The sequence below is a fragment of the Citrobacter sp. CK191 genome, from assembly GCF_030333435.1.
Taxonomy (GTDB): domain Bacteria; phylum Pseudomonadota; class Gammaproteobacteria; order Enterobacterales; family Enterobacteriaceae; genus Citrobacter_B; species Citrobacter_B koseri.
Genome location: NZ_JAOWFX010000031.1, coordinates 219,655 through 245,224, shown reverse-complemented (window position 1 = coordinate 245,224; position 25,570 = coordinate 219,655). Strand labels below are relative to the sequence as shown.

The window sequence follows — 25,570 nt, the reverse complement described above, 5'->3', positions numbered from 1 at the left end:
AAGGGCTTTTACCATGAGTAAATCACTGAATATCACCTGGCAGTATTTACGCGCATTTGTACTGATATATGCCTGTTTGTATGCGGGTATTTTCATTGCATCGCTGCTTCCTATCACGATTCCCGGCAGCATCATCGGCATGTTGATTCTGTTTGTTTTACTGGCGCTACAAATTCTGCCAGCGAAGTGGGTAAACCCGGGATGCTATGTCCTGATCCGTTACATGGCGCTGCTGTTTGTGCCGATTGGCGTCGGCGTCATGCAGTACTTCGATTTGCTGCGCGCGCAGTTTGGCCCGGTGGTGGTCTCCTGTGCGATCAGTACGCTGGTTGTTTTCCTGGTCGTGAGCTGGAGTTCGCATATCGTACATGGTGAACGAAAAGTGTTAGGGCAGAAAGGATCGAAAAAATGATGTCGTATATCTGGTGGTCGTTACCCCTGACGCTGGCGGTCTTTTTCGCCGCCCGCAAACTGGCTGCGCGCTTTAAGATGCCGTTGCTTAACCCGTTGCTGGTTGCCATGGTGGTCATCATCCCGTTTCTGATGCTGACCGGCATTCCTTACGATCACTATTTTAAAGGCAGCGAGGTGCTCAACGACCTGCTGCAACCCGCCGTCGTGGCGCTGGCGTACCCTTTATATGAACAACTGCACCAGATCCGCGCCCGCTGGAAATCCATCATCACGATCTGCTTCGTCGGCAGCGTGGTCGCCATGGTGACCGGAACCACTGTCGCCTTACTGATGGGCGCCACGCCGGAAATCGCCGCGTCGGTATTACCGAAATCGGTCACAACCCCAATCGCAATGGCGGTGGGCGGCAGCATCGGCGGCATTCCCGCCATTAGCGCCGTCTGCGTTATTTTCGTCGGGATACTGGGCGCCGTATTTGGTCATACCCTGCTCAACCTCATGCGTATCCGTACCAAAGCCGCACGCGGTCTGGCAATGGGAACCGCCTCGCACGCCCTGGGCACTGCGCGCTGCGCCGAGCTGGATTACCAGGAAGGGGCATTCAGTTCGCTGGCGCTGGTGATCTGCGGGATCATCACCTCGCTGCTGGCGCCGTTTCTCTTCCCGATTATTCTGGCGGTAGCGGGTTAAAATTTGCGATGCGTCGCGCATTTTTAATTTAAGTTTCACAAGTTGCAATCACAATGAGATTTGGATCACATATAAAGCCGTAACAGCTCCGTAAACTACGATTCCATTACATTGTTATGAGGCAACGCCATGCATCCACGTTTTCAAACTGCTTTTGGCCAACTTGCGGATAATCTGCAATCAGCGCTGGCGCCGATTCTGGCAGATGAGCATTTTCCCGCCATACTGACTGCGGAGCAGGTCTCGACGCTTAAGCGTGAATCGGGGCTGGACGAAGACGCGCTGGCTTTCGCGCTCCTGCCGCTGGCTGCCGCCTGCGCACGCACCGACCTTTCCCACTTCAACGTTGGCGCTATCGCGCGCGGCATCAGTGGAACCTGGTATTTCGGTGGGAATATGGAGTTCCTGGGCGCGACGATGCAGCAAACCGTTCATGCCGAGCAAAGCGCGATCGGCCATGCCTGGCTGCGCGGTGAAAAAGGGCTCGCCGCCATCACGGTTAACTACACCCCTTGCGGTCATTGCCGTCAGTTTATGAACGAACTGAACAGCGGCCTGGATCTGCGTATCCACCTGCCGGGGCGCGTACCGCATACCTTACGCGACTATCTGCCTGACGCTTTCGGCCCGAAAGACCTGGAGATCAAAACGCTGCTGATGGACGAGCAGGATCACGGTTTCGCGCTGGAGGGCGACGCGCTGACTCAGGCAGCGATTGCCGCCGCCAATAAATGTCATATGCCTTACAGCCACTCCCCAAGCGGCGTGGCGCTGGAATGCAAAGACGGGCGTATTTTCACCGGCAGCTATGCCGAGAACGCCGCCTTTAACCCTACGCTGCCGCCTTTGCAGGGCGCACTGAATCTGCTGAACCTGAACGGGTATGACTATCCAGATATTCAGCGCGCAATTCTGGCGGAGAAAGCCGACGCGCCGTTAATCCAGTGGGACGCCACCGCCGCCACGCTGAAAGCGTTAGGCTGCAATAATATCGACCGCGTACTGCTGGGTTAAGCCCTGGAACACGCAATGTGCGTAGGCCCGATAAGCGCAGCGCCATCGGGCAACATGCAAATGGCAAGAATGTCTAAAATCCCCCCAATCAGACTGCTGTTTCTTGCGCTTCGACAGCGGGTACAGTAGCCTGATTGAAATTTCATCCCTTTATCGAGTTCTCTGCATGTTAAAGCGCGTGTTTTACAGCCTGTTAGTCCTGATCGGCTTGCTGCTGTTGACTGTGCTTGGTCTCGACAGATGGATGAGCTGGAAAACCGCGCCCTATATTTACGACGAATTACAGGATCTCCCCTACCGCCAGGTGGGAGTGGTATTAGGCACCGCAAAATACTATCGCACCGGCGTCATTAATCAGTATTACCGCTATCGCATTCAGGGCGCGTTAAACGCCTACAACAGCGGCAAAGTCAATTATCTGCTGCTCAGCGGCGATAACGCGCTGCAAAGCTATAACGAACCGATGACGATGCGTAAGGATCTGATCGCCGGGGGCGTTGATCCTGCCGACATCGTGCTCGATTATGCCGGTTTTCGCACGCTGGACTCCATTGTGCGCACGCGCAAAGTGTTTGATACCAACGACTTCATCATCATTACCCAGCGTTTTCACTGTGAACGCGCACTGTTTATTGCGCTGCATATGGGAATTCAGGCTCAGTGCTATGCGGTGCCGTCGCCAAAAGATATGTTAACGGTACGCGTACGTGAATTTGGCGCCCGATTCGGCGCGCTGGCGGACCTCTATATTTTCAAACGGGAACCTCGCTTCTTAGGCCCGTTAGTTCCCATTCCAACAATGCATCAGGTGCCGGATGACGCCCAGGGCTACCCGGCAGTAACGCCTGAGCAATTGCTGGAACTGCAAAAGAAACAAGGAAAATAAGCGTGGAAGGGAAAACGATCTTTGTGGTCATCGCCGTCCTGATGGTGATGCTGTTTAGCTTACGGGAAGCCTACAAAGGCTGGCGCTCTGGCGCCGTGGATAAAATCGTCAGGAACGCCCGCGAACCCGTATACGCCTACCGTGCAGAAACCCCTCTCCTTTACTGGAGCTACATCGGGTTATATCTGTGTATGTCGGTTTGTACGCTCGCCGCAGGCATTTATTTTCTGTTCTTTAGATAACGCGCAGAAACAAAAAAGCCCGAAACAGTTACCTGCTTCGGGCTTTTTCATGTCGGTAATTACTTCTTACGGGCGTATTTCAGCGAGTCCAGCGCCACCGCGAAGATAATGATGCCGCCTTTAATGATGTACTGCCAGTAAGGGTTCACGCCGATATAGGTCAGGCCGTAGTTGATGACGGTAAAGATAATCACACCGGTCACAACGCCGAATACCGTCCCGACGCCGCCGCTAAACGACACGCCGCCGACCACGCAGGCGGCAATCGCATCCAGCTCATACATAAAGCCGAGGTTGTTGGTCGCAGAACCGATACGCCCCGCTTCCAGCAAACCGCCGAATGCGTAGAACACACCGGACAACGCATAGATCATCAGCAGGTTCAGCCCCACGTTAACGCCGGACACTTTTGCCGCTTCCGGGTTGCCGCCGATAGCGAAAATGTTCTTACCGAAACGGGTTTTATTCCACAGGATCCAGACAAACGCCACCGCAATCAGCGCATAGAAGGTAATGTAGGAGAGCCGGAAACTGCCCAGCGCAATAAAGCCCTGCGCAAACGTCGAGAACCCGCTATCAAACCCCGAAATCGGCGACGCCCCGACGAAGTCGTAATACAGGGAGTTGATGCCATAAACGATAATCATCGTGCCCAGGGTCGTGATGAACGGCGTCACATTAAGGTACGCAATGATAATACCGTTAAGCAGACCAATGACGGCCCCAATTGCGCAGACAATCAGGATCACCAGCGGAATCGGCATGGTGGCCATTTCCGGGAAGACCTTATTGGCGTTTTCCACGGACTGCAACAGCGTTGCGGCGACCACGGCCGCCAGGCCAACCTGACGCCCCGCAGACAGGTCAGTCCCCTGGGTGACAATCAACCCTGCCACACCCAGCGCGATAATAATACGCACGGAGGACTGCGTCAGAATGTTACTTAAGTTCAGCAGACTTAAAAATGTAGGGTCCTGGAAAATAATAATGGCCAGCAAGACTAAAAGAACAACGTAAATTCCGCCTTCTTTCAGATAAGTAAGAAAACTTTTCTTATTTAACGCACTCATGAGGAGCCCCTGATCTTAAAGGTGCAAAGACGCAAGACGCAGAATTTCGTTTTGCGTTGTTGTTTTTGTGTCAACAATCCCGGCAACAAGGCCATTGCTCATTACCAGAATACGATCTGTAATCCCTAACAATTCCGGCATTTCGGAAGAAATGATAATAATCCCCTTCTCTTTTTTCGCCAGTTCCGCAATCAGTTGATAGATTTCAAATTTTGCGCCGACATCAATACCGCGCGTTGGCTCATCCAGCATTAATATTTCTGGCTGCGTTAACAGCCACCGGCCAATAATGACCTTCTGCTGGTTGCCCCCCGAAAGAGAGCCAATTTGCGTGCGATGACCTGGCGTTTTCACGCGCATTGAGTCAATAACCCACTGGGTATCGCTCTTCATGCGGGAATTATCCAGCAAACCGACTTTATTTCTGTAATTGCGGATGTTGGAAATTAAAGAGTTAAAACCAATATCCAGATACGCGTAGATCCCGGTTGAACGACGTTCTTCCGTTACCAGCGCGAAACCGTGATTAATGGCTTCGTTCGCGTTGTGGTTATTAATCTTTTTGCCGTGCAGCGTAATCGTACCCGATGATTTTTCCCGGATACCAAAAAGCGTTTCAACAATATCGGTACGCTTTGCCCCTACCAGACCCGCAATCCCGAGAATTTCCCCTTTATGCAGATCAAAAGAGACATCGCGGATCGACGGCTGGCGCAGAGACGTCAGGTTACGCACTTCCAGAATGACCTCTCCCGGCTTGTTTTGCTTGTCCGGGAAACGCTGGTTCAGGGAACGACCCACCATCATGGCGATGATCTTGTCCATATCCAGCCCTTCCAGCGGCTGCGTCGCAATCCACTGGCCGTCGCGCAAGACGGTAACTTCATCGCACAGCTGGAAAATCTCTTCCATTTTATGCGAGATATACACAATACCGCAGCCGCGCTCCTTCAGTTTGCGAATAATAGTGAACAGATGGTTAACCTCTTTTTCCGTTAATGAAGAGGTCGGCTCATCCATGATCACAATCTTGGCATTGTAGGAAAACGCCTTCGCAATTTCGATCATCTGCATTTGTGAAACGGATAATGTCCCGACACGCGCACGCGGATCGATATCAATATCCAGTTCATCAAATATCGCTTTGGTATCCCGGTACATTTTATCCTGATCGACAAACATACCTTTGGTTGGGTAACGCCCTAACCACATGTTATCCATGACGGAGCGCTGTAACACCAAGTTTAGCTCCTGGTGAACCATCGAAATACCATTCTCCAGGGCTTCTTTGGCAGAATGAAAATCGATCTCTTTCCCCTGAAATAAAATGCTACCGGAATCTTTTTGATAGATCCCAAAAAGGCATTTTAATAATGTTGATTTTCCTGCGCCATTCTCCCCCATTAAGGCGTGAATCGAGTGCGGGCGGACTTTTAAATTAACATTATCAAGTGCCTTTACGCCGGGAAAAGACTTGTTGATGCCGCTCATTTCCAACAAGTATTCGCCTGACGACGGAGTAGTAGTGCTGACCATAATTATACCTTGTTGGCCTCGCAGAGTGCGTTAATAAAGGGCGCAATGTTATTGCGCCCAAAGAAAACGATATACGAATTACTTGTTGGTAAACTCAGCCAGATTGTCTTTATCAACACCTACGTACGGAACGCGAACAATTTTGTTCTCGATTTTCCAGTCGGTGCCGTCAGCCGCGCCTTTACCATCGGCCAGGTTTTTCGCCAGATCAAAGGTGGCTTTCGCCTGGTTGTTGGCATCGTTCAGCACGGTACCTGCCAGCGCACCGGATTTCACCAGTGCCAGCGCTTCAGGTAACGCATCCACGCCGAATACCGGAACGCTGGTTTTATTGTGCGCTTTCAGCGCTTCTACCGCGCCCATCGCCATTGCGTCGTTATTCGCGATAACCACTTCAATTTTGTTGGCGTTCGGGCCGGACAGCCATGCGTCCATCTTGTCTTTCGCCATTGCGGTATCCCACATCGCGGTATCCATTTGCAGCTGCTCAGTTTTGATGCCTTTGTCGTTCAGCTCTTTGATAACATAGGTGGTACGCGCTTCAGCATCCGGGTGGCCCGGCTCGCCTTTCAGCAGTACGAACTGGATTTGGCCATCTTTGTTCAGATCCCAACCCTGGTTAGCCTGCCAGTGTTTAGCGATCAGATCGCCCTGGATGATACCGGATTCTTTGGAGTCAGTGCCGACGTAATAGGCTTTGTCATAGCTATCCAGCGCTTTGCGGGAAGGTTCTTTGTTGAAGAACACAATCGGGACATTCTGACCACGCGCTTTCTCAATTACCGTACCTGCCGCAGCCGGGTCAACCAGGTTGATCGCCAGCGCTTTTACCCCTTTTGCCAACAGCACGTCGATCTGGTCGTTTTGCTTGGACTGATCGTTCTGCGAGTCATTCATCAGCAACTGCACATCAGGCGCCGCCTGGGCGTCTCTTTCGATAGCCTTACGCACGACGGACATAAAGTTATCGTCATATTTATAAATCGTCACACCAATGCGAGTATCAGCAGCGTGCGCAGCCGCGCCAAATAACATGCTTGCCATCACAGCAGACAGAGTTAACGCCTTCTTATTCATGGTATCTCCGGTTTTATTATGCAGGGTAGTACTTGAGAAAAATGCTCGGCAGGGCAGAACGTTAATGAAGTGTTACTGAACGCCGAAGCTCACTGTTAAAAAATCTTTCTTCCGTGCCCGGTAACGCTCCAAAAATATGCTTTAATTGCTGTTTAATGCCCTGACGATGCGTTAAAAGTGATTATTCACCGTTACATAGTATTTACAGTGCTTCAAACGGTGCCATCATAGCTATCGTATTGTTAAGATACTGTGAATTTACTCACATATTGAAAGCGGTTACATCCCCTGACGTTGCTGGTTAGTGATCGGGGCCGCATTCTGTCTTAGCGCAACCGAATGACGACGCACCAGCGTTGGCATAAAACAGTGCGTCGCCGTTGAATCCAGCGTGCCGGCCGCGCCCTGCAACGCCAGTTCCGTTGCCATTTTCGCCATCGAAGCAATGGGATAACGCACCGTGGTCAGTTGCGGGTCGGTGTAACGGGCAATAGGAATATCATCAAAACCGATGATGGAAAGATGTAACGGGATGGCAATGCCATTGTCTTTTAACGCCGTGAGCGCGCCAGCGGCCATGCTGTCGTTATAGGCGAATACGGCGGTCAGTTGCAGGTTTCGCCCCAGCAGTTCCACCATCGCCGCTTCACCGCCCTGCATGTCCGGGGAACCCGTGCCAATCCAGCTTTCTGGCGGCGTAATCCCCTGCTCCTGCAACGCGCTCAACCACCCTTCTTTACGCATCGTGTCATCTTCAATGCGGTGGCTGGAAGCCAGATAACCAATCCGTTGATGACCATTATTGAGCAGCATGCGGGTCGCCATTTTTGCGCCGCTGATATTGTCCAGGCACACGCAACGGTGGGCATAACCCGGCACAATACGATTGATCAGCACCATGCCTGGGATCTGGTCCATAAACGCTCCCAGCTCCTGGTCACTTAACGCTTTCGAGTGAACAATCAATGCGTTACAGCGCTGTCGAATCAGAACCTCGATGGCATGACGCTCTTTTTCAGCCTCATGATAACTGTTGCCGATCAGCACATATTTGTTGTGTTGTTGGGCAACCACATCCACCGCTTTGACCAGTGCGCCAAAAAACGCATCTGACACGTCCATCACCACCACGCCGATGGTGTCGCTTATCTGCGTCGCCAGCGCTTGCGCATTAGCATTAGGACGGTAACCCAGCAGAGTGACCGCCTTCATTACCGCTTCGCGCGTATCGGGACTGACCAGCGCACTGTTATTCAGCACGCGAGAAACGGTCGCTACGGAAACGCCAGCCTGACGTGCCACATCACGAATGGTTACCATATTCACTACCCTGTTTGAGATTGCCGTTGCTCACAGACACCCTGTGTTTAGCAGGTGGGTATTTTGTCAGCGCTTCGTTCAGGACTACGTGAGTAAGGTCACAGGGCTGGAAACGGTTACATGCGTTTTGTTAATGAATGTGATCCAGATCGTTATCTGGATGTTCCCGATAATGACGTCCCGGAAGCACGGAGGGTTAATTGCCGCCAGAGCCATTCCACCGGCCCTTGCCGATAGAAACGCAGCCAAATCCAGGAGAAAAGCAGGTTCGCCAGCCAGACAGGAATGACAAATATCAGCAGCGTCAGTCGGTCGAATTTCATAAATAAACCGAACTGGTAGAACAGCGTGGTGCAGATCAGCGTCTGCAACAGATAGTTGCTCAACGCCATCCGCCCTACGCAGGCAATGGCAATGACCAGTTTAAAACGGCTGAGCTGCGGCCAGAATCCCAGCATCAACGCGGTGTAACCTATAGTCTGAAACGGCGCGCTCAATTCACGCGGCGCCTGTAACAGAAAAGCGCACCAGCGATACGCCCAGTCCAGCCGCCACTGTACAATAATGGCCGGAAGGTTAATCAGCACGCCGACGACGACAAGCAATACGCCCGTACGCCGGTAGTGTTGCAGACTGTACTGGCCCTTCAGCCAGCCGCTGCGCATCAGCGCCGCGCCCAGCAGCATCATTCCCGCCAGTTGCCAGCCATACTGCGCCCCCAGCGCCAGCAGACTGTTCGATAGCAGATCGACCCGGTTGCTGACCGCCTCCATGCCGCCGTTAATCTTCCAGTATTTTTCATACAACAAGGCAGAGGCATCCGGCGTCCAGGCGCGGCTGGTTTCACTCGCCGAGATGGACCCTAACAGCAGCAACACGCCAATCCCCGCCAGATAGAGCAAAATACCGGTATTAAATAAACTTTTTACCGACGGCGCGTCGCGCACCAGCCGCCAGCAAATCAGGCCGACAAGGCCATACGCCAGCAGAATGTCGCCATCCCAGAACAGCAAACCGTGGATAAAGCCCAACAGGACGAGCAGCGTCAGACGCGACTGAATCCAGCGTTTGCCGCGCGGCAGCAGCATTTGCAGACCCGCGCCGAATAACAGCGCAAAAAGCGTAAGAAATTTTACCTGCGCGAACAGGTCGAGGATCGCCCACGTCCATGCGTCAGACGCGGTGATCTTGCCATACCAGGCGGGATTAAGGTAAGCCGCCTTTGGCAAGCCAAAGGCGCTGATATTAAGAAGCAGGATACCGAGGATGGCGACGCCACGAATAAAATCCAGCGTGACATTACGCTCCATACTCCCTGCCCTGATCAGTTATAGTGACGCACGGCGCGCAGGAACTCCTGGCGCGTGTTCTGGCTGGATTTAAACAATCCGCCGAGGGAAGTCGTGGTGGTGGCGCTGGTCGCATCGCGAATGCCGCGCGCTTTCACGCAGTAATGCACAGCGTCGATTGAGACCGCGACGTTATTGGTGCCAAGCAGCGTTTGCAGCGCGGTCAGAATCTGTTGGGTCAGACGCTCCTGAACCTGCGGGCGCTGCGCAAAAAACTGCACAATACGGTTAATCTTCGACAGGCCAATCACCGAATCTTTCGGGATATAGGCCACCGTCGCTTTCCCGTCGATCGTGACGAAATGGTGTTCGCAGGTGCTGGTAAGCGTGATATCGCGCACCGTCACCATTTCATCCACTTTCATCTTGTTTTCAATCACGGTGATCTTCGGGAAATTGGCGTAATCAAGGCCGGAGAAAATCTCATCGACATACATTTTAGCGATGCGATGCGGCGTTTCCATCAGACTGTCATCGCTCAAGTCGAGATTCAGCAACTGCATAATCTCGGTCATATGCCCCGAAATAAGACGTTTGCGCGTTTCGTTATCCATCTCATGCACGGGCGGGCGCAGCGGCGTTTCCAGACCACGCGCAACCAGCGCTTCATGAACCAGGGCCGCTTCTTTACTGAGTGATGACATTTATTCTTCTCCTGCAGGTGTGGCGCCTCTGCCCTGCGTGGGGCAAAGTTTTTAGGCTGTTGGCAGCCCGTTTATTGTGCGTGAGGCGGCGCACATAATCCAGTATTCACAACGATAATTATTGAAATCGCTGCTGCCTTTCATGTCCCGGATTCCCCACGGCGGTTCCGCGCGCTAAATCTGACGGGCCATGACGCCAGGTGTGAATGTAAAGTTGTGTAGATGATGAAGCATGTTAGATAAATGCGGAAGTGAAAGTTACTCACAGCACAATGAATAATCTGTATTATGGGGAAATTGCACGACTCATTCAGGTTCAACACAAAAGGAGCCACGCATGGATATGCTCGAAGAGCACCGTTGTTTTGAAGGCTGGCAGCAACGCTGGCGACACGACTCCACCACGCTGAATTGCGCCATGACATTCAGCATCTTTCTCCCGCCGCCCCGCAGTACAACGCCGCCTCCGGTGCTGTACTGGCTGTCAGGGTTAACCTGTAATGATGAGAACTTCACCACCAAAGCCGGTGCGCAACGCATTGCCGCCGAACTGGGCATTGTGCTGGTGATGCCGGACACCAGTCCGCGCGGCGAACAGGTCGCCGACGACGAAGGTTATGATTTAGGTAAAGGCGCGGGATTCTATCTCAACGCGACGCAGCAGCCCTGGGCCGCGCATTTCCGCATGTACGACTACCTGCGCGATGAACTCCCGGCGCTGATCCAGTCGCAGTTTAACGTGGGTGAACGTTGCGCGATCAGCGGACATTCAATGGGCGGACACGGCGCATTGATCATGGCGCTGAAAAATCCGGGGAAATACACCAGCGTTTCCGCCTTTGCGCCCATCGTGAATCCGTGCCGCGTACCGTGGGGAGAAAAAGCGTTTACGGCCTATCTGGGGGAAGAGAGATCGGCCTGGGTTGAGTGGGACAGTTGCGCGCTGATGCTCGCCAGCCAGCCGGAACACGCCATTCCAACGCTGATTGATCAAGGCGATAACGATCAGTTCCTCGCCGATCAGTTACAACCGGCGGTACTGGCCGAAGCCGCGCGCCAGAAGGACTGGCCGATGACGTTACGTATTCAACCGGGCTACGACCACAGTTATTACTTTATCGCCTCGTTTATTGAGGATCATCTGCGCTTCCATGCACAGCATCTGCTGAGCTGATCACCAGTACACGGCTTTTTCCAGCGCCGCAATATCGTTATTGTCATCGGCTTGCGGCGCAGACGATTTCCGGTTTAAATCAGCAACCTGCTGGCGAATCTGAAGTCGCCCGGCACTCTCGCTCTCGCTAAAATTGCGCATTTCTGATTCAAACAAAATCGCATCCAGATTGTGCAGTTTATCAAGCGCGCGCAGGAGAGAAATCAGCGTATCGAGGTTCAGGCCAGCGCCTTTCTCAATACGCTTGATCGTCGCGATGCCTACCTGCGCGCGATCGGCAAGCTGCTGTTGCGTCATAGACAGGGAAATCCGCGTTTCCTTGATACGCGCGCAGAGCGACCAGACGATCTCGTCATTATTCATTGTTTGGTATTTCAATGTACTAGCACCTTTTTCTTGGCTGAATTTTTCCGAGGCATCCGTGGTAAGTCTCGCGATATTTTGCGCTCATGTCTTTGCCGGTTTCATACATGGCGGCAATAATTTCATCCAGAGAAATACAGGGCTCGCTGATGCGGCTCATCGCCATCGTCGCCGCATTAATGGCTTTTACGGCAGAGATGGCGTTTCTTTCTATACAGGGAATTTGTACCTGCCCGCCAACCGGATCGCAGGTCAACCCCAGATGGTGCTCCATCGCAATTTCCGCAGCGCTTAATACCTGCCCGACGGATGCGCCCATCAGCTCCGCCAGCCCTGCCGCCGCCATCGAACATGCGACGCCGATTTCCCCCTGGCATCCCACTTCCGATCCTAAAATCGACGCATTCTGTTTAAACAACAGCGCGACGGCACCTGCCGTAAGAAAAAAACGGGTGATGGCGCCCGCGTCCAGCGGACAAACAAACTTATCGTACCAGCTTAGTACCGCCGGAATAATGCCGCTTGCGCCATTCGTCGGCGCCGTGACAATCTGCCCGCCTGCCGCATTCTCTTCACTCACGGCAATAGCAAACACGTTAACCCAGTTCAGGGTCGTCAGAAAATCCGCTGCCGAAGGCTTCATACACAACGATTTATGCAATGCGCAGGCCCGACGCGGGATCTGATAAGGGCCGGGAAGCAGCCCTTCGGTATGCAGGCCACGGTGAACGGCCTGCTTCATAACCTCCCAGACCTGCGTTAAATAGCGCTGTAATGAGGGCTGAGAATGGCTGTTCAGCTCATTTTTCATCATCAGCGCCGCAACGGAAAGCCCGTTGCGTTGGCACAGCGTCTGCAACTGCGCGGCGTTGCGAAAGGCAAAGGGAGAGGCGCGTGTCTGATCTGTCGCCACGGGCGCAGACTCACCGTATTTTCGTACCTGCCCGGCGCCGGTCGAAAACCACGTCTCCTCGTATAACGTAAAGTAATCATCTTTGGCGCGAAAGGTCATCGCATAAGGATGTCCGGGATGCGCATGGTGATTCGCAATAATTTTCACCGCCACTGTCACCGTACTGTTCGCCGGGGCTGGCACGTCAAGCATACCGTCATTTTCCGCACGCCTGATGGCGGTCAGTTGCATACGTAAATCCACCTTCTCCGGCTGATTTCCCAGCAACCCCAGATAAAGCGCGGCATCAACATTGTGGCATTTACGGCTTAACGATAATGCGCCAAACAATTCAATTTCAATATTCCTGAGTAACGGCAGCGTATCCTGCCGTTTTAGCTGCGAAATGAAATTGCAAGCCGCACGCATTGGCCCCACGGTTCTTGAACTGGATGGACCTATCACAATTTTGAATATATCAACGCAACTTTCCATTTTTATATATGTATTCCTAAAAAAAGCGCAGGGTGGGATGGCGATAATATACCGTAATCAACATATTAAAAATGATACTTTTCATGCTTATTCATTATCAGGTATTAAAAACAATACCATTTTATCTTTTCTTTAACATTCATATCTGTGATAGCACGACGCACAAGAAACAAACGCCGCCCATTATAATAAAGCGCAATGTAAAGGAGCAACATGATGGCAATAACTTACTTCGTCACATCAACAAACACAGAGCAACTTCAGGCGTGGTTATATAATGATTTTCTTCGTTCTCACGCAATGCAATGTCATTATTTATTAGAGCGTCGGCATCTGGCATTAATCAATAAGGATTATTTAAAACTTACGCTACCCGATGAAATGCTGACGCAGGCTATTTATCAGAAATTACGCGCTGCATCACTGCAATTGCAGTTTGATTTTTTTGTCAAACCTCAGAGCATCCCCACAAAGGGACTGATTGCATTTGATATGGACTCAACGTTTATTGAAGAGGAAGGCGTGGATGAAATCGCTCACACGCTTGGCATCTCTGCGCAAATCGCGGAGATGACCCAACAGGCGATGGAAGGGAAAGTAGATTTCGACACCAGTTTTACCCGCCGTATTCGCATGCTAAAAGGCACGCACTGTGATGTCCTCAATGCCGTTTGCGATCGAATGACGATTTCCCCCGGCCTTGCCGCTATGTTGCCGGTACTGAAAAACAAAGGGTTTAAAACGGCCATTATTTCCGGTGGTCTGGATATTTTCACCCAACGACTGAAAGAAAAGTATCAGCTCGACTACGCCTTTTCCAACACGGTTGAAATAAAAGATAACGTCCTGACGGACAATATTACCTTCCCGATCATGAATGCCGGGAAAAAGCGGCAAACGCTCTCTGCGCTGGCAACACAACTCAACCTCGCTGTACACAACATTATTGCCTGCGGCGACGGCGCAAACGATCTGCCGATGCTAACGTACGCGGGAACCGGTATCGCGTGGCGGGCAAAACCCGTTGTCAGAGAAACAATCCATCACCAGATTAATTTTCATGGATTCGAATCACTTCTGTTCTTTATTGAAGATGAATTATAACCACATTTCCGTCGCCGGAAGGGAAACTCACGATGAACATAAAAGCATTTATTTTCAGTCAGGCCGATCGGCCTGTTATGAACGCGAAAAAAGAGATTGATCATACTTATAAAAAATTTCGCACAGAGATCATCACCTCGGTATTTATCTCTTATGCCGTATTCTATCTGACCCGTAAAAACTTTTCTGCTGCGATGCCAGCCATGCTGGCGGATACGTCGCTAACCGCAGAAGATTTCGCCATCATGTCCTCCATTTTTTACATTCTTTATGGTTCCATGAAGTTTGTTGGCGGCATGCTGGTTGATAAAATTAACCCTAAAGCCATGACCGGCCCGGTGCTGATTGGCGTCGGCATCGTCAATATTCTCTTTGGCTTTTCCGATAGCGTCGCGGCGTTCTACGTATTGTACAGCCTCAATGCGATTCTCCAGGGCACCAGCTTCCCGCCAATGGCGAAAATTATGGCCTCCTGGTTCTCAAAAAACGAACGCGGGCGCTGGTGGGCAATCGTTGAAGCAGCGCATAACATTGGCGGCAGCCTTGCCCCGCTGCTCACCAGCTTCGCCATTGCCTTTAGCGGCAGCTGGAAAATGGGCTTCTATGTCCCTGGAGTCATTTCCCTTCTGATGGGGGTTGTCGCGCTGTTTACGATTCAGGATCGTCCCGGCACCCTCGGGCTACCCAATGTCGGCGAATGGCGTAACGACCCTACCGAGCTTGCACAGGTAAAAGCCAGCCCGGTCAATCTGAGCTTCTGGCAGGTGTTCGTTAAATACATTCTGACCAACCCACTGGTATGGATCATCATCGTAGGCGATATGTCCGTGTATATTGCGCGCACTATTCTCAATGACTGGCCGCAAATCTATTACTCGCAGGTACACGGCTGGAGCCTGATTAAAGCAAACTCCATTATCTCGTGGTTCGAAGCTGGCGGGCTGGCAGGGGGACTGCTGGCCGGATATTTGTCAGACTTTATGTTTAAAAGCAACCGCTGGATGACGGGGTTAATCTTCGCCTTAATGCTCTGCGTATGCATCGTGCTTATCCCACTGGTGCAGGATACCTCTTACACCATCACCGCCGTACTTTTCACCATCATGGGATTTGCACTGTACGGGCCGCATATGCTTTTTGCCGTCGGCTGCCTGGACGTTACTCACAAAGATGCTGCGGGTTCTATTACCGGTTTCCGGGGATTATTCAGTTATGTTGGCGCGGCAATGGCCGGCGTACCGGTCATTCTGGTGAAAAATAGCTGGGAATGGTCTGGCGTCTATATTTACGCCTTCATCGCTATTTTATTAACCACGCTCTCCCTGGCGCTACTTTCTCGTCTCCATCGTCTGTAAAAAACGATAATCTATTGCCATAACGTAACAACGGAGGGTATCTGCCCTCCTTTTCATCCTTCATTTCTCCATTTTTTCTTCAAAATTTCCTCACATTTACGATCCGCCATCTTATTGATTTGAAATCCCTTTCCGTGAAAAACAATTAAACACAAATGATTTCAATTATCATTTGTGTTTACAAATATTCATTCTTTTGTACAATTCGTCCCGCTTATTCACCGCAAAGAGTACTTAAAAGACAAATACATACCGTTGTCATGGCCTTTTTTCATGGCTCGCAGTTTTACTCATTTAATGGAATGACAAAAATGACCATACCTCACGTTAAGGCTATCGCTGCCGCAGTATGCGCAGCGTGTCTCCCATCGCTCGTCTATGCTGCCGATCAGGACACCGTCGTTGTTACCGCCACGGGATTTGAGCAGAAAATCCAGAACGCCCCCGCGTCTATCTCCGTTATCACCAAACAGCAGATCGAAGACAAAGCCTATCGCGATGTCACCGATGCGCTGAAAGATGTGCCCGGAGTCGTCGTTACCGGCGGCGGCAGCAGTAGCGATATCAGCATCCGCGGGATGGCTTCGCAATACACGCTGTTCCTGGTCAACGGTAAGCGCATCAGCACGCGCGGCACGCGTCCGAACAGCGATAATTCCGGGATCGAGCAAGGCTGGCTGCCGCCGCTGGAATCGATCGAGCGTATTGAAGTTATTCGCGGGCCAATGTCATCGCTTTACGGTTCAGATGCGATGGGTGGCGTCATTAACGTGATCACCAAAAAAGTGTCCAACACGAAAGGCTGGACCGGCTCCCTGCATGGCGACGCCACCTTCCAGGAAGACAGGGACTCCGGTGATTTGTACCAGACCAACGCTTATGCGTCCGGCCCGCTGATTGACGGATTGCTGGGGGCGAAAGTGACCGGGCTGCTCTCTCGCCGTGCGGAAGACAAAATCGTCAATGGCTACAACGAGCAGCGCCTGCGCAACGGGGCTTTAACGCTTAACTTTACGCCGGATGATAAAAACGATTTTGACTTCGACATCGCGCGTGAATTGCAGGATCGCGACAGTACGCCAGGCAAGTCAATGGCAGAAGAAAGCTGCCGCAACGGTAGCTGTAAGCCAAACAGCAAAAGCGAAAACCGCTATGAGCACACCACCTATTCCTTAACCCACAGCGGTTATTACGACGACTTCAACACCACCAGCTACATTCAGCAGGAAGAGACCAACAACCCCGGTCGCCAGATGAAGTCTTACAACACCATCTTTAATAACCAGAACCAGATCTTCCTCGGCGCGCATACCCTGACATTAGGTGGGCAGTATCGTTACGAGAAACTGAGCGATAACGGCAACCAGTTAAAAGCCTACGAAGACGTGAACAAGCTGACCCGCTGGAGCTGGGCGCTGTTTGCTGAAGATGAGTGGGCGATGACCGACAGCTTTACGCTGACCGGCGGTATCCGTATGGATAAAGATGAAAACTATGGCGACAACTGGACGCCGCGTGGCTATGGCGTATGGCATCTTACCGATCAGTGGACCTTAAAAGGCGGCGTCTCTGCGGGCTACCGCGCACCGGATCTGCGCCAGTCCTCCCCGACCTGGGGACAGATTACCGGCGGCGGTCGTCTGAACGGTATTATTGTCGGTAACGCAGACCTGAAACCAGAAAAGAGCCTGAGCGAAGAGTTGGGCCTGCTGTGGGATAACGGAGATAACCTTAACGCTGGCGTGACGCTGTTCAATACCGACTTCAAAGATAAGATAACTGAAGTGCGTCGCTGCAACAGCAGTTCAGATCCGGCCTGTACTATTGGTGGTGAGAAATACGACTTTGTCAGCGATCGCGTCAACGTTGATAAAGCCAATATGCGCGGCGTGGAGTCCACCTTTGGCTGGAAGATCACCCGCGATCTCAACTGGACGGCGAACTACACCTATACCGAATCTGAGCAGAAAAGCGGCCAGTTCTCTGGCAAGCCGTTGAATAAAATGCCGAAGCATATGTTCAATACCACGCTGGACTGGCAGGCAACGCAGGATGTTGGCTTCTGGAGCCGTCTGAACTTCCGCGGCAAGACCTCCGAATACCTGAGCCGTACTTCAATGGCCCAGGGAACGCCGTCTTATACGCAGGTTGATGTTGGTGTGCGTTATTACGCGTACAAAAATCTGCTGTTAACTGCGGGCGTGTATAACGTTCTGGACAAACAGATCGATTACGAGACTTACGATACCATTCTCGACGGTCGTCGTTACACGGTTGGCCTGACTTATAACTTCTAAGTTCAGTACAACAAAAAGCCCCGGCATGATGAATGCCGGGGCTTTTTTATTTTACCTGCCGGATGGCGGCGTAAACGCCTTATCCGGCCTACAAATGTCGCTCCTGTAGGCCTGATAAGCGCAGCGCCATCAGGCACCAGGTTATTTCTTCACACGCTCCGGGAAGTGCATTTCACTGTAGCGAACAAAGTGCGTTCCCTTTGTCAGCTTGTAGCCAAACCAGATAGCCAGGAACAGCGGAATCCCGATATAGGTTGCCGCTACGCCGCCCCAGTCAATGGTGTCTTTCAGGAAGGCTTCATAGTTCTGCCCCAGCGTGATGGTCAGACACAGCACAAACGCAAAGATCGGCCCCAGCGGGAAGAATCCAGAACGATACGGCAGATCTTTCACATCGTTACCCTGCAACACATAGCCACGGCGGAAACGATAATGGCTGATGGCAATCCCCAGCCAGGCGATAAAGCCCGTCATCCCGGAGGTATTCAGCAGCCACAGGTATACCGTCTGGTTGCCAAACATCGACGTCAGGAAACAAAGCCCCGCAATTACCGTCGTCGCATACAGCGCGTTACGCGGAACGCCGCCGCGTGACAGCTGCGCGAAAATACGCGGCGCTTTACCGTCACAGGCCAGGGTGTAGAGCATACGGGTAGACGCGTACATCCCGGAGTTACCCGCCGACAGCACCGCCGTCAGGATAACCGCGTTCATTACCGCCGCAGCGGAAAGCAGACCCGCATGCTGGAACACCAGAGTGAACGGGCTGACGCTAATGTCTTTCACATCGTTACGCAGCAGGCTCGGGTCGGTATACGGGATAATCAGGCTGATAATCAGGATCGCGAACACATAGAACAGCAGGATACGCCAGAATACCTGACGCACCGCGCGCGGAATGTTTTTCTCTGGATCTTCAGACTCACCCGCCGCGATACCAATCAGTTCCGTCCCCTGGAAGGAGAAGCCGACGATCATCGCCACGCCAATCATCGCCGCAAAACCCCCGGCAAACGGCGCATCGCCGGTCGTCCAGTTGCTCCAGCCCACTGGCTGCGCCCCTTTGAAGATGCCGACGATCATCATGACGCCCACGATGATAAAGATAATGACGGTCGCCACTTTGATCAGCGAGAACCAGTATTCTGCTTCGCCAAAGCCTCTGACCGAGATGTAGTTCAGCAGGAAGATCACGCCGAGGAACAGCGCACTCCAGATCCAACCCGGCGTATCCGGGAACCACCAGTTCATCACCAGCTGTGCGGCCACGAGGTCTACGGCGATGGTCACCGCCCAGTTGTACCAGTAGTTCCAGCCAAGCGCGAAGCCAAAGCCTTCTTCAACATAGTTCTGACCGTAAGTCGCAAATGAACCGGATACCGGCATATACGCCGCCAGTTCGCCGAGACTGGTCATCAGGAAGTAGACCATCAGACCGATCAGGATATAAGAAAACAGCGCGCCGCCTGGACCCGCCGCAGAAATGGTTGCACCAGATGCAACGAAAAGACCCGTACCGATGGAACCGCCAATGGCGATCATTGTCAGGTGACGCGCCTTTAATTCGCGACGTAACGCGGGCGCTTCTGTGGTTTTAGTTTCGGAAACCATGTGAAAATGCTATCCATCCAAAAAATGAGGCGCGATTGTAGCAGACGAAACGCCATCCTTCCGGCACAAATGCGCAGTTATAAGAGACCTTCATGACTGGCCGCGGATTATAAGTAAAGTGTAGATCGGATAGACGTTAAGACATTCGCCTGATGGCGCTACGCTTATCAGGCCTACAGGATCGACATTTGTAGGCCGGATAAAGCGTCGAGTTTGTAGGCCGGATAAGGCGTTTACGCCGCCATCCGGCAAAGGACGCTTATTCGCAGTAGCGCAGAAAACGCTGTAAGGCATTGGAAAGGTGTTTCTGGCGATGGTGGATTCGCCACAGGGTTCGCACCAGGCGCGGCAAAGGCACCGCGATTTCACTCAACGTTCCCGCCTGAAGCTGTTCCTCAATAACCCGCCGCGACAGGCAGCTGATGCCCAGACCATGACGCACGGCGTGTTTGATCGCTTCGGAGTTACCCAACTCCATCGCCATTTCGAATTTTGGCAAGTGCGAAAGCAACAGGTAGTCAACAATCTCACGCGTACCGGAACCGCGCTCGCGCAGTATCCAGGGCGCGGCGGCAAGTTGTTCAAGCGTTACCGGCCCTTGCGCCAACGGCGAGGACGGTGCGGCAAACACCACCAGCTCATCGTCCAGCCACGGCTCAGAAATAATCTCAGTATTGTGGCACGGGCCTTCAATCAGGCCGATATCTACCCGAAAATCGAGCACCGCCGTAATGACATCCTGGCTGTTGCCCACGCTAAGTTCCAGCGGCAGATCGGGAAAGTCTTTCCTGTAACGGGCAATTACCGCAGGCAGGATGTAATTACCGATGGTGCTACTGGCATAAACGCGGATTGCGCCATTGTCTTCCCGAAACAGTTGCTCAATTTCGACAGCCTGCTCCAGCAGCGCCAGCGCGCGCGGGTACAGCAAGCGCCCGTGTTCATTAACCACCAGCCGTTTTCCGACGCGGTCAAATAGCTGTACGCCAAGCTGACCTTCCAGATCGGTCAATGCCGCGCTTACGGCCGACTGCGACAGCGACAGCATGACAGATGCCTGGGTCGTCGAGCCGCTTTTTAGCACCTCAGTAAAAACTTCTAGTTGTCGTAGCGTGATATGCATTGTTGTTTTCCACTGGCAGGCCGTCGCTTACCACTTATAAAGATTAATTATAAATATATAATCAATTTTATTTTTAAACCAGTTCGCCATAACATTTTACCCATATAGAGGAGAAGGTTATGACAGAACTCACCTTACAGAATCACCATCGTACAGTGTGGCATTTTATACCGGGGCTTGCCCTGAGCGCAGTTATCACAGGGGCCGCCCTGTGGGGTGGATCTATTCCAGCCGTCGCGGGAGCCGGGTTCAGCGCCCTCACCTTAGCCATCTTACTGGGAATGGTCATCGGCAATACGGTGTATCCGCAAATCTGGAAAAGCTGTGACGGCGGCGTGCTGTTCGCTAAACAACATCTATTACGCCTGGGGATCATTCTCTACGGGTTTCGCCTCACCTTCTCACAGATTGCAGACGTGGGCGTCAGCGGGATTGTGATTGATGTACTGACGCTCTCCAGCACTTTTTTACTCGCCTGTTTCCTCGGGCAGAAAGTGTTTGGTCTGGACAAGCACACCAGTTGGCTGATTGGCGCCGGAAGCAGCATTTGCGGAGCGGCGGCAGTGCTGGCAACGGAGCCCGTCGTTAAAGCGGAGGCCAGTAAAGTTACGGTGGCCGTCGCGACGGTGGTGATTTTCGGTACGCTGGCAATCTTCCTCTACCCGGCAATGTATCCGCTGCTGGCGCACTGGTTCAGCCCGGAAACCTACGGCATCTATATTGGTTCGACCATGCATGAAGTAGCCCAGGTCGTTGCCGCCGGACACGCCATTAACCCGGACGCGGAAAACGCCGCGGTGATTGCCAAAATGCTGCGCGTAATGATGCTGGCGCCGTTTCTGATTCTGCTGGCCGCCCGCGTGAAACAACTTTCTCCGGCGACGGGCGCGGAGAAAAGCAAAATCACCATCCCGTGGTTTGCGGTGCTGTTCATCGTAGTGGCAATCGTTAACTCGTTCCATCTGCTGCCGCAGGCGGTGGTAAACATGTTGATTACGCTGGATACGGTTCTGCTGGCGATGGCAATGGCCGCGCTGGGCCTTACAACGCACGTCAGCGCGCTGAAGAAAGCCGGGGCGAAACCGTTACTGATGGCGCTGGTGCTGTTTGTCTGGCTGATTGTTGGCGGCGGCGTGATTAACGTACTGATTCACCATCTTATCGCATAAAGCACTACATTTTGCCCCTGTTAACCCGCTATCATTGGAGAGTATTTTTTTCGAATACACGACATTATTCAAACCTGAAGAATAATGTGTATAGCGGGTTTAACAGGAGTCTTCCATGAAATATATCGGAGCGCATGTCAGCGCCGCTGGCGGGTTAGCCAACGCTGCAATTCGCGCCGCAGAAATTGACGCAACCGCATTTGCACTGTTCACGAAAAATCAGCGTCAATGGCGCGCCGCGCCGCTCACTGCCCAAATCATTGATGACTTTAAGGCCGCCTGCGAGAAATACCACTATTCGCCTGCGCAGATCCTTCCCCACGACAGCTATCTGATCAACCTCGGGCACCCTGTCAGCGAAGCGCTGGAAAAATCGCGCGATGCGTTTATTGATGAAATGCAGCGTTGTGAGCAACTGGGGCTATCGCTGCTCAATTTCCACCCGGGTAGCCATTTACAGCAAATCCCGGAAGAGGAATGTCTGGCGCGAATTGCAGAGTCGATCAACATTGCCCTTGAGAAAACGCAAGGGGTCACGGCAGTCATTGAAAACACTGCGGGTCAGGGGAGCAATCTGGGATTCAGGTTTGAGCATCTCGCCGCCATCATCGACGGCGTGGAAGATAAGTCCCGCGTGGGCGTCTGTATTGATACCTGTCACGCGTTCGCGGCCGGTTACGATCTGCGTACCACCGGCGAATGTGAAAAAACATTCGCCGACTTTGAGCGTGTTGTGGGCTTTACATACCTGCGCGGCATGCACCTGAACGACGCGAAAAGCGCCTTTGGCAGCCGCGTTGACCGTCACCACAGTTTGGGCGAAGGCAACATTGGTCATGATGCATTTCGCTGGATTATGCAGGACGATCGTTTTGACGGTATTCCGCTGATTCTGGAAACCATCAACCCGGATATCTGGGCAGAAGAGATTGCCTGGCTGAAAGCGCAGCAAACGGCAAAGGTGGTTGCGTAATGATGAACGACAGGGAAAAGCAGATCCTCAAGATCCTGCGCCGCAATCCGCTCATTCAGCAAAATGAAATCGCTGATATTTTGCAGATCAGTCGCTCACGCGTGGCGGCCCATATTATGGATCTGATGCGCAAAGGGATGATCAAAGGCAAAGGCTATATCCTCACCGAGCAGGAGTATTGCGTGGTGGTCGGGGCGATCAATATGGATATTCGCGGCGTGGCGGATATCCATTATCCGCAGGCGGCTTCCAACCCTGGCAGCATTCACTGTTCTGCTGGCGGCGTGGGGCGCAATATTGCGCATAATCTGGCGCTACTGGGTCGCGATGTGCATTTGCTCTCTGCGGTCGGTAGCGACTTTTATGGTGAAACGCTGCTGGAGCAGACTCGTCAGGCTGGTGTGAACATCTCCAGCTGTATCCGTCTGCATGGGCATAACACTTCAACCTATCTGTCCATCGCCAACCAGCAGGAAGAGACAGTGCTGGCGATTAACGACACCCACATTCTGCAACAGCTGACGCCGCAGTTGCTGAATAGCTCGCGGGATCTGATCCGTCACGCTGGCGTGGTGCTGGCGGACTGCAACCTGACGCCAGAAGCCATCGAATGGGTCTTTACCATTGCGGATGAAATCCCGGTCTTTATTGATACCGTTTCAGAGTTCAAAGCGGAAAAAATCAGGACCTGGTATTCACGCATTCATACGTTAAAACCCACGCAAAAAGAGCTGGAGATTCTGTGGGGAAAAGCGGTGCGTTCCGATGCCGACCGTGTACAGGCCGTCAATGACCTGCATCAGCAAGGCGTACAGCGAATCTTCGTTTGCCTGGAAGATGAAGCGGTCTTTTGTAGCGAGAAAAACGGCGAGCAGTTTTTACTCACCCCGCCGCCTCACACCCGCGTGGACAGCTTCGGCGCGGATGATGGCTTCATGGCCGGGTTGCTCTACAGCTTTCTGGAGGGAAGTGATTTTCGCGATAGCGCGAATTTCGCGATGGCCTGCGCGGCGTTATCGCGCGCCAGCATCAGTATTAACAACCCCACCCTCTCCGCCGATAACGCGCTTTATCTGCTGAAAACAACCCTGGCATAATGCCTGATGGCGCTTCGCTTATCAGGCCTACGGAGTGCGTCACTGTGGGTCGGATATGCCTGATGGCGCTACGCTTATCAGGCCTACGGAGTGCGTCACTGTGGGGCGGATATGCCTGATGGCGCTGCGCTTATCAGGCCTACGAATTGCGTTACTGTGGGTCGGATATGCCTGATGGCGCTGCGCTTATCAGGCCTACGAGGTGCGTTACTGTGGGTCGGATATGCCTGATGGCACTATGCTTATCAGGCCTACGGGTTGCGTCACTGTGGGTCGGATATGCCTGATGGCGCTGCGCTTATCAGGCCTACGGAGTGCGTTACTGTAGGCCGGATAAGGCGAAGCCGCCATCCGGCAAAATCGTCTACTACAACTACGCCAGCCCGATAAAGAACCCCGCGATAGTAGCACTCATCAGGTTAGAGAGCGTTGCCGCCGCCAGCGCCCGTAAACCTAGCTGAGCGATTTCCGGCGCACGCTGCGGCGCAATCGCAGAAAACGCGCCCACCACCACGCCAATCGAACCAAAGTTGGCAAAGCCACACAACGCGAAAGAGATGATCGCTATCGTCTTCACATCCAGCGTACCGGCAGCTTGCAGATACGGAGAGAAGTTGAGGTAAGCGACAAACTCGTTAATCGCCAGTTTTTGCCCAATCAGGCTACCGGCAAGCGTCGCATCGCTCCAGTCCACGCCCATAATCCAGGCCAGCGGCGCTAAAACCCAGCCGAAGATCCCTTCTAGCGTGGCGTGACCAAAGCCGAACCAGCCGCCAACGCCGCCGATGATGCCGTTAATCAGCGCGATAATCGCCACAAACGCCATCACCACCGTCGCCACACCGGCGGCGATTTTCAGCCCGGTCATCGCGCCGCTGGCCGCCGCTTCGATGATGCTTTTTGGCGGCGTTTCGGTAAATGACAGATTTTCAAACGTCACCTTCGATTCTTCCGTCGCCGGGCTCAGCATACGGGCAAACAGAATGCCGCCAGGGATCGCCATTAAGGACGCCGCCAGCAGATAATCAATCGGCACCCCCATTCCGGCATAGCCGATCATCATCGAACCGGCGATTGAAGCCATGCCGCTACAAATGGCGGTAAACAGTTCATTACGATTTAGACGGTCGATAAACGGCTTAACAATCGCCGGGATCTCGTTTTGCCCGAGGAAAATGGTAGTGACCGCAACGAACGACTCGATCTTGCTGATGTTCAGCGCTTTCTGGAAAATACCACCGAGAATACGGATCAGCAGTCCCATCACGCCAATGTAGTAAAGCAAGCTGATCAGCGCAGTCACAAAGATGATGGCCGGCAACACGCGAAAGGCAAAGATAAACCCAGCGCCGTCAAACAGCACATCCATTTTTGGCCCTACTAATGAGCCAAAGATAAATGCGCTACCCGCGTCGCTGTAGGACATCACCTTGTGGACACCGAGCGCGGCCTGCTCCACCAGCCATTTCCCCGGCGGGAAATAAAGCATGATCCCACCGATGGCGATTTGCAGCACCAGCGCCGCGCCAACGGTACGCAGGCTGATACGTTTTTTATTCACTGACAGCAGAAATGCGATTGCCAGTAGTACCACCATACCCACAACACTTCTCATTATATCCATAATGATTTTCCCTTCATGCCAGGAAACCCGGCGTGAAAGCCAGGTTTGATA

Annotated in this window: 23 protein-coding genes and 1 pseudogene; 12 read left to right on the top strand and 12 right to left on the bottom strand. The window is 52.7% G+C overall.

All coding sequences use genetic code 11. The features are described 5' to 3' along the window. Nucleotides 1-13: 13 nt before the first annotated feature. The 5 genes from OGV82_RS12740 to OGV82_RS12720 all read left to right on the top strand — a co-directional run bounded on the left by OGV82_RS12740 (nucleotide 14) and on the right by OGV82_RS12720 (nucleotide 3,246). Nucleotides 14-412 carry a CidA/LrgA family protein gene (locus OGV82_RS12740; RefSeq protein WP_047462508.1) on the top strand — a complete coding sequence of 133 codons (399 nt, stop codon included), beginning with the start codon at nucleotides 14-16 and terminating at the stop codon, nucleotides 410-412. After that, nucleotides 409-1,104: a CidB/LrgB family autolysis modulator gene (locus tag OGV82_RS12735; RefSeq protein ID WP_012131625.1), complete on the top strand. Its 696-nt coding sequence runs from the start codon at nucleotides 409-411 to the stop codon at nucleotides 1,102-1,104. Before OGV82_RS12740 ends, OGV82_RS12735 begins: the two co-directional genes overlap by 4 nt. 129 nt (nucleotides 1,105-1,233) lie before the next feature. Beyond that, nucleotides 1,234-2,118, top strand: coding sequence for a cytidine deaminase (cdd, locus tag OGV82_RS12730; protein ID WP_047462505.1), 885 nt, complete (start codon nucleotides 1,234-1,236; stop codon nucleotides 2,116-2,118). A gap of 166 nt (nucleotides 2,119-2,284) precedes the next feature. Continuing rightward, a complete protein-coding gene (gene sanA / locus OGV82_RS12725) occupies nucleotides 2,285-3,004 on the top strand; it encodes an outer membrane permeability protein SanA (RefSeq protein WP_012131623.1) in 720 nt (239 codons plus the stop codon). A gap of 2 nt (nucleotides 3,005-3,006) precedes the next feature. Further along, on the top strand, nucleotides 3,007-3,246 hold the full coding sequence (locus OGV82_RS12720; RefSeq protein WP_012131622.1) for a DUF2542 family protein: 240 nt from the start codon (nucleotides 3,007-3,009) through the stop codon (nucleotides 3,244-3,246). Nucleotides 3,247-3,305: 59 nt separating this feature from the next. On the opposite strand, the gene mglC is transcribed toward OGV82_RS12720, so the two are convergent. The 6 genes from mglC to folE form a co-directional block, all read right to left on the bottom strand. After that, the gene (mglC, locus tag OGV82_RS12715; RefSeq protein ID WP_012131621.1) at nucleotides 3,306-4,316 is read right to left on the bottom strand and encodes a galactose/methyl galactoside ABC transporter permease MglC; all 1,011 of its coding nucleotides are present in this window, start codon (nucleotides 4,314-4,316) and stop codon (nucleotides 3,306-3,308) included. Between the two features lie 15 nt (nucleotides 4,317-4,331). Continuing rightward, nucleotides 4,332-5,852: a galactose/methyl galactoside ABC transporter ATP-binding protein MglA gene (gene mglA, locus OGV82_RS12710; RefSeq protein WP_047462502.1), complete on the bottom strand. Its 1,521-nt coding sequence runs from the start codon at nucleotides 5,850-5,852 to the stop codon at nucleotides 4,332-4,334. 78 nt (nucleotides 5,853-5,930) lie between these two features. Then, complete coding sequence (gene mglB / locus OGV82_RS12705) at nucleotides 5,931-6,929, bottom strand: galactose/glucose ABC transporter substrate-binding protein MglB (RefSeq protein WP_012131619.1); 999 nt, start codon at nucleotides 6,927-6,929, stop codon at nucleotides 5,931-5,933. A 279-nt stretch (nucleotides 6,930-7,208) separates the two neighbouring features. Then, the gene (galS, locus tag OGV82_RS12700) at nucleotides 7,209-8,249 is read right to left on the bottom strand and encodes an HTH-type transcriptional regulator GalS (RefSeq protein WP_012131618.1); all 1,041 of its coding nucleotides are present in this window, start codon (nucleotides 8,247-8,249) and stop codon (nucleotides 7,209-7,211) included. A gap of 152 nt (nucleotides 8,250-8,401) precedes the next feature. Continuing rightward, a complete protein-coding gene (gene yeiB, locus OGV82_RS12695) occupies nucleotides 8,402-9,559 on the bottom strand; it encodes a DUF418 domain-containing protein YeiB (protein ID WP_047462500.1) in 1,158 nt (385 codons plus the stop codon). Nucleotides 9,560-9,573: 14 nt separating this feature from the next. Beyond that, nucleotides 9,574-10,242, bottom strand: a complete 669-nt coding sequence (gene folE, locus OGV82_RS12690; protein WP_047462497.1) for a GTP cyclohydrolase I FolE — start codon at nucleotides 10,240-10,242, stop codon at nucleotides 9,574-9,576. A gap of 337 nt (nucleotides 10,243-10,579) precedes the next feature. Here folE and fghA point away from each other — a divergent pair, with 337 nt between their 5' ends. Further along, nucleotides 10,580-11,416 carry an S-formylglutathione hydrolase gene (gene fghA / locus OGV82_RS12685; protein WP_047462493.1) on the top strand — a complete coding sequence of 279 codons (837 nt, stop codon included), beginning with the start codon at nucleotides 10,580-10,582 and terminating at the stop codon, nucleotides 11,414-11,416. Here fghA and OGV82_RS12680 read toward each other — a convergent pair whose 3' ends face one another. Further along, entirely contained in the window at nucleotides 11,417-11,794 is a 378-nt protein-coding gene (locus OGV82_RS12680; protein ID WP_024130176.1) for a helix-turn-helix transcriptional regulator, read from the bottom strand. Nucleotides 11,795-11,798: 4 nt separating this feature from the next. Beyond that, entirely contained in the window at nucleotides 11,799-13,166 is a 1,368-nt protein-coding gene (locus OGV82_RS12675; protein ID WP_072025320.1) for an L-serine ammonia-lyase, read from the bottom strand. A gap of 216 nt (nucleotides 13,167-13,382) precedes the next feature. Here OGV82_RS12675 and serB point away from each other — a divergent pair, with 216 nt between their 5' ends. The 3 genes from serB (at nucleotide 13,383) to OGV82_RS12660 (ending at nucleotide 17,922) form a co-directional block, all read left to right on the top strand. Next, nucleotides 13,383-14,270 carry a phosphoserine phosphatase SerB gene (gene serB, locus OGV82_RS12670; RefSeq protein ID WP_047462487.1) on the top strand — a complete coding sequence of 296 codons (888 nt, stop codon included), beginning with the start codon at nucleotides 13,383-13,385 and terminating at the stop codon, nucleotides 14,268-14,270. 32 nt (nucleotides 14,271-14,302) lie between these two features. Next, nucleotides 14,303-15,625: an MFS transporter gene (locus tag OGV82_RS12665; protein WP_012131609.1), complete on the top strand. Its 1,323-nt coding sequence runs from the start codon at nucleotides 14,303-14,305 to the stop codon at nucleotides 15,623-15,625. A gap of 311 nt (nucleotides 15,626-15,936) precedes the next feature. Continuing rightward, the gene (locus OGV82_RS12660) at nucleotides 15,937-17,922 is read left to right on the top strand and encodes a ligand-gated channel protein (RefSeq protein ID WP_024130173.1); all 1,986 of its coding nucleotides are present in this window, start codon (nucleotides 15,937-15,939) and stop codon (nucleotides 17,920-17,922) included. Between the two features lie 51 nt (nucleotides 17,923-17,973). On the opposite strand, the pseudogene OGV82_RS22985 reads toward OGV82_RS12660, so the two are convergent. The 3 genes and pseudogenes from OGV82_RS22985 to yieE all read right to left on the bottom strand — a co-directional run. Next, nucleotides 17,974-18,062: pseudogene (locus OGV82_RS22985) on the bottom strand (hypothetical protein); the annotation flags it as partial. A 1-nt stretch (nucleotide 18,063) separates the two neighbouring features. Continuing rightward, entirely contained in the window at nucleotides 18,064-19,533 is a 1,470-nt protein-coding gene (gene lysP, locus OGV82_RS12655) for a lysine-specific permease (RefSeq protein WP_012131607.1), read from the bottom strand. Between the two features lie 259 nt (nucleotides 19,534-19,792). Beyond that, the gene (gene yieE, locus OGV82_RS12650; protein WP_012131605.1) at nucleotides 19,793-20,656 is read right to left on the bottom strand and encodes a DNA-binding transcriptional regulator YeiE; all 864 of its coding nucleotides are present in this window, start codon (nucleotides 20,654-20,656) and stop codon (nucleotides 19,793-19,795) included. 119 nt (nucleotides 20,657-20,775) lie between these two features. On the opposite strand from yieE, the gene OGV82_RS12645 reads away from it, so the two are divergent. The 3 genes from OGV82_RS12645 (at nucleotide 20,776) to OGV82_RS12635 (ending at nucleotide 23,895) form a co-directional block, all read left to right on the top strand. Beyond that, nucleotides 20,776-21,825, top strand: a complete 1,050-nt coding sequence (locus OGV82_RS12645) for a YeiH family protein (protein ID WP_012131604.1) — start codon at nucleotides 20,776-20,778, stop codon at nucleotides 21,823-21,825. A 115-nt stretch (nucleotides 21,826-21,940) separates the two neighbouring features. After that, nucleotides 21,941-22,798, top strand: coding sequence for a deoxyribonuclease IV (gene nfo, locus OGV82_RS12640; RefSeq protein WP_047462483.1), 858 nt, complete (start codon nucleotides 21,941-21,943; stop codon nucleotides 22,796-22,798). A 2-nt stretch (nucleotides 22,799-22,800) separates the two neighbouring features. After that, complete coding sequence (locus OGV82_RS12635) at nucleotides 22,801-23,895, top strand: sugar kinase (RefSeq protein ID WP_047463977.1); 1,095 nt, start codon at nucleotides 22,801-22,803, stop codon at nucleotides 23,893-23,895. Nucleotides 23,896-24,268: 373 nt separating this feature from the next. Here the strand turns inward: OGV82_RS12635 and OGV82_RS12630 are convergent, their stop codons facing one another. Beyond that, a complete protein-coding gene (locus tag OGV82_RS12630; protein ID WP_047462480.1) occupies nucleotides 24,269-25,519 on the bottom strand; it encodes a NupC/NupG family nucleoside CNT transporter in 1,251 nt (416 codons plus the stop codon). Nucleotides 25,520-25,570: the final 51 nt, after the last annotated feature.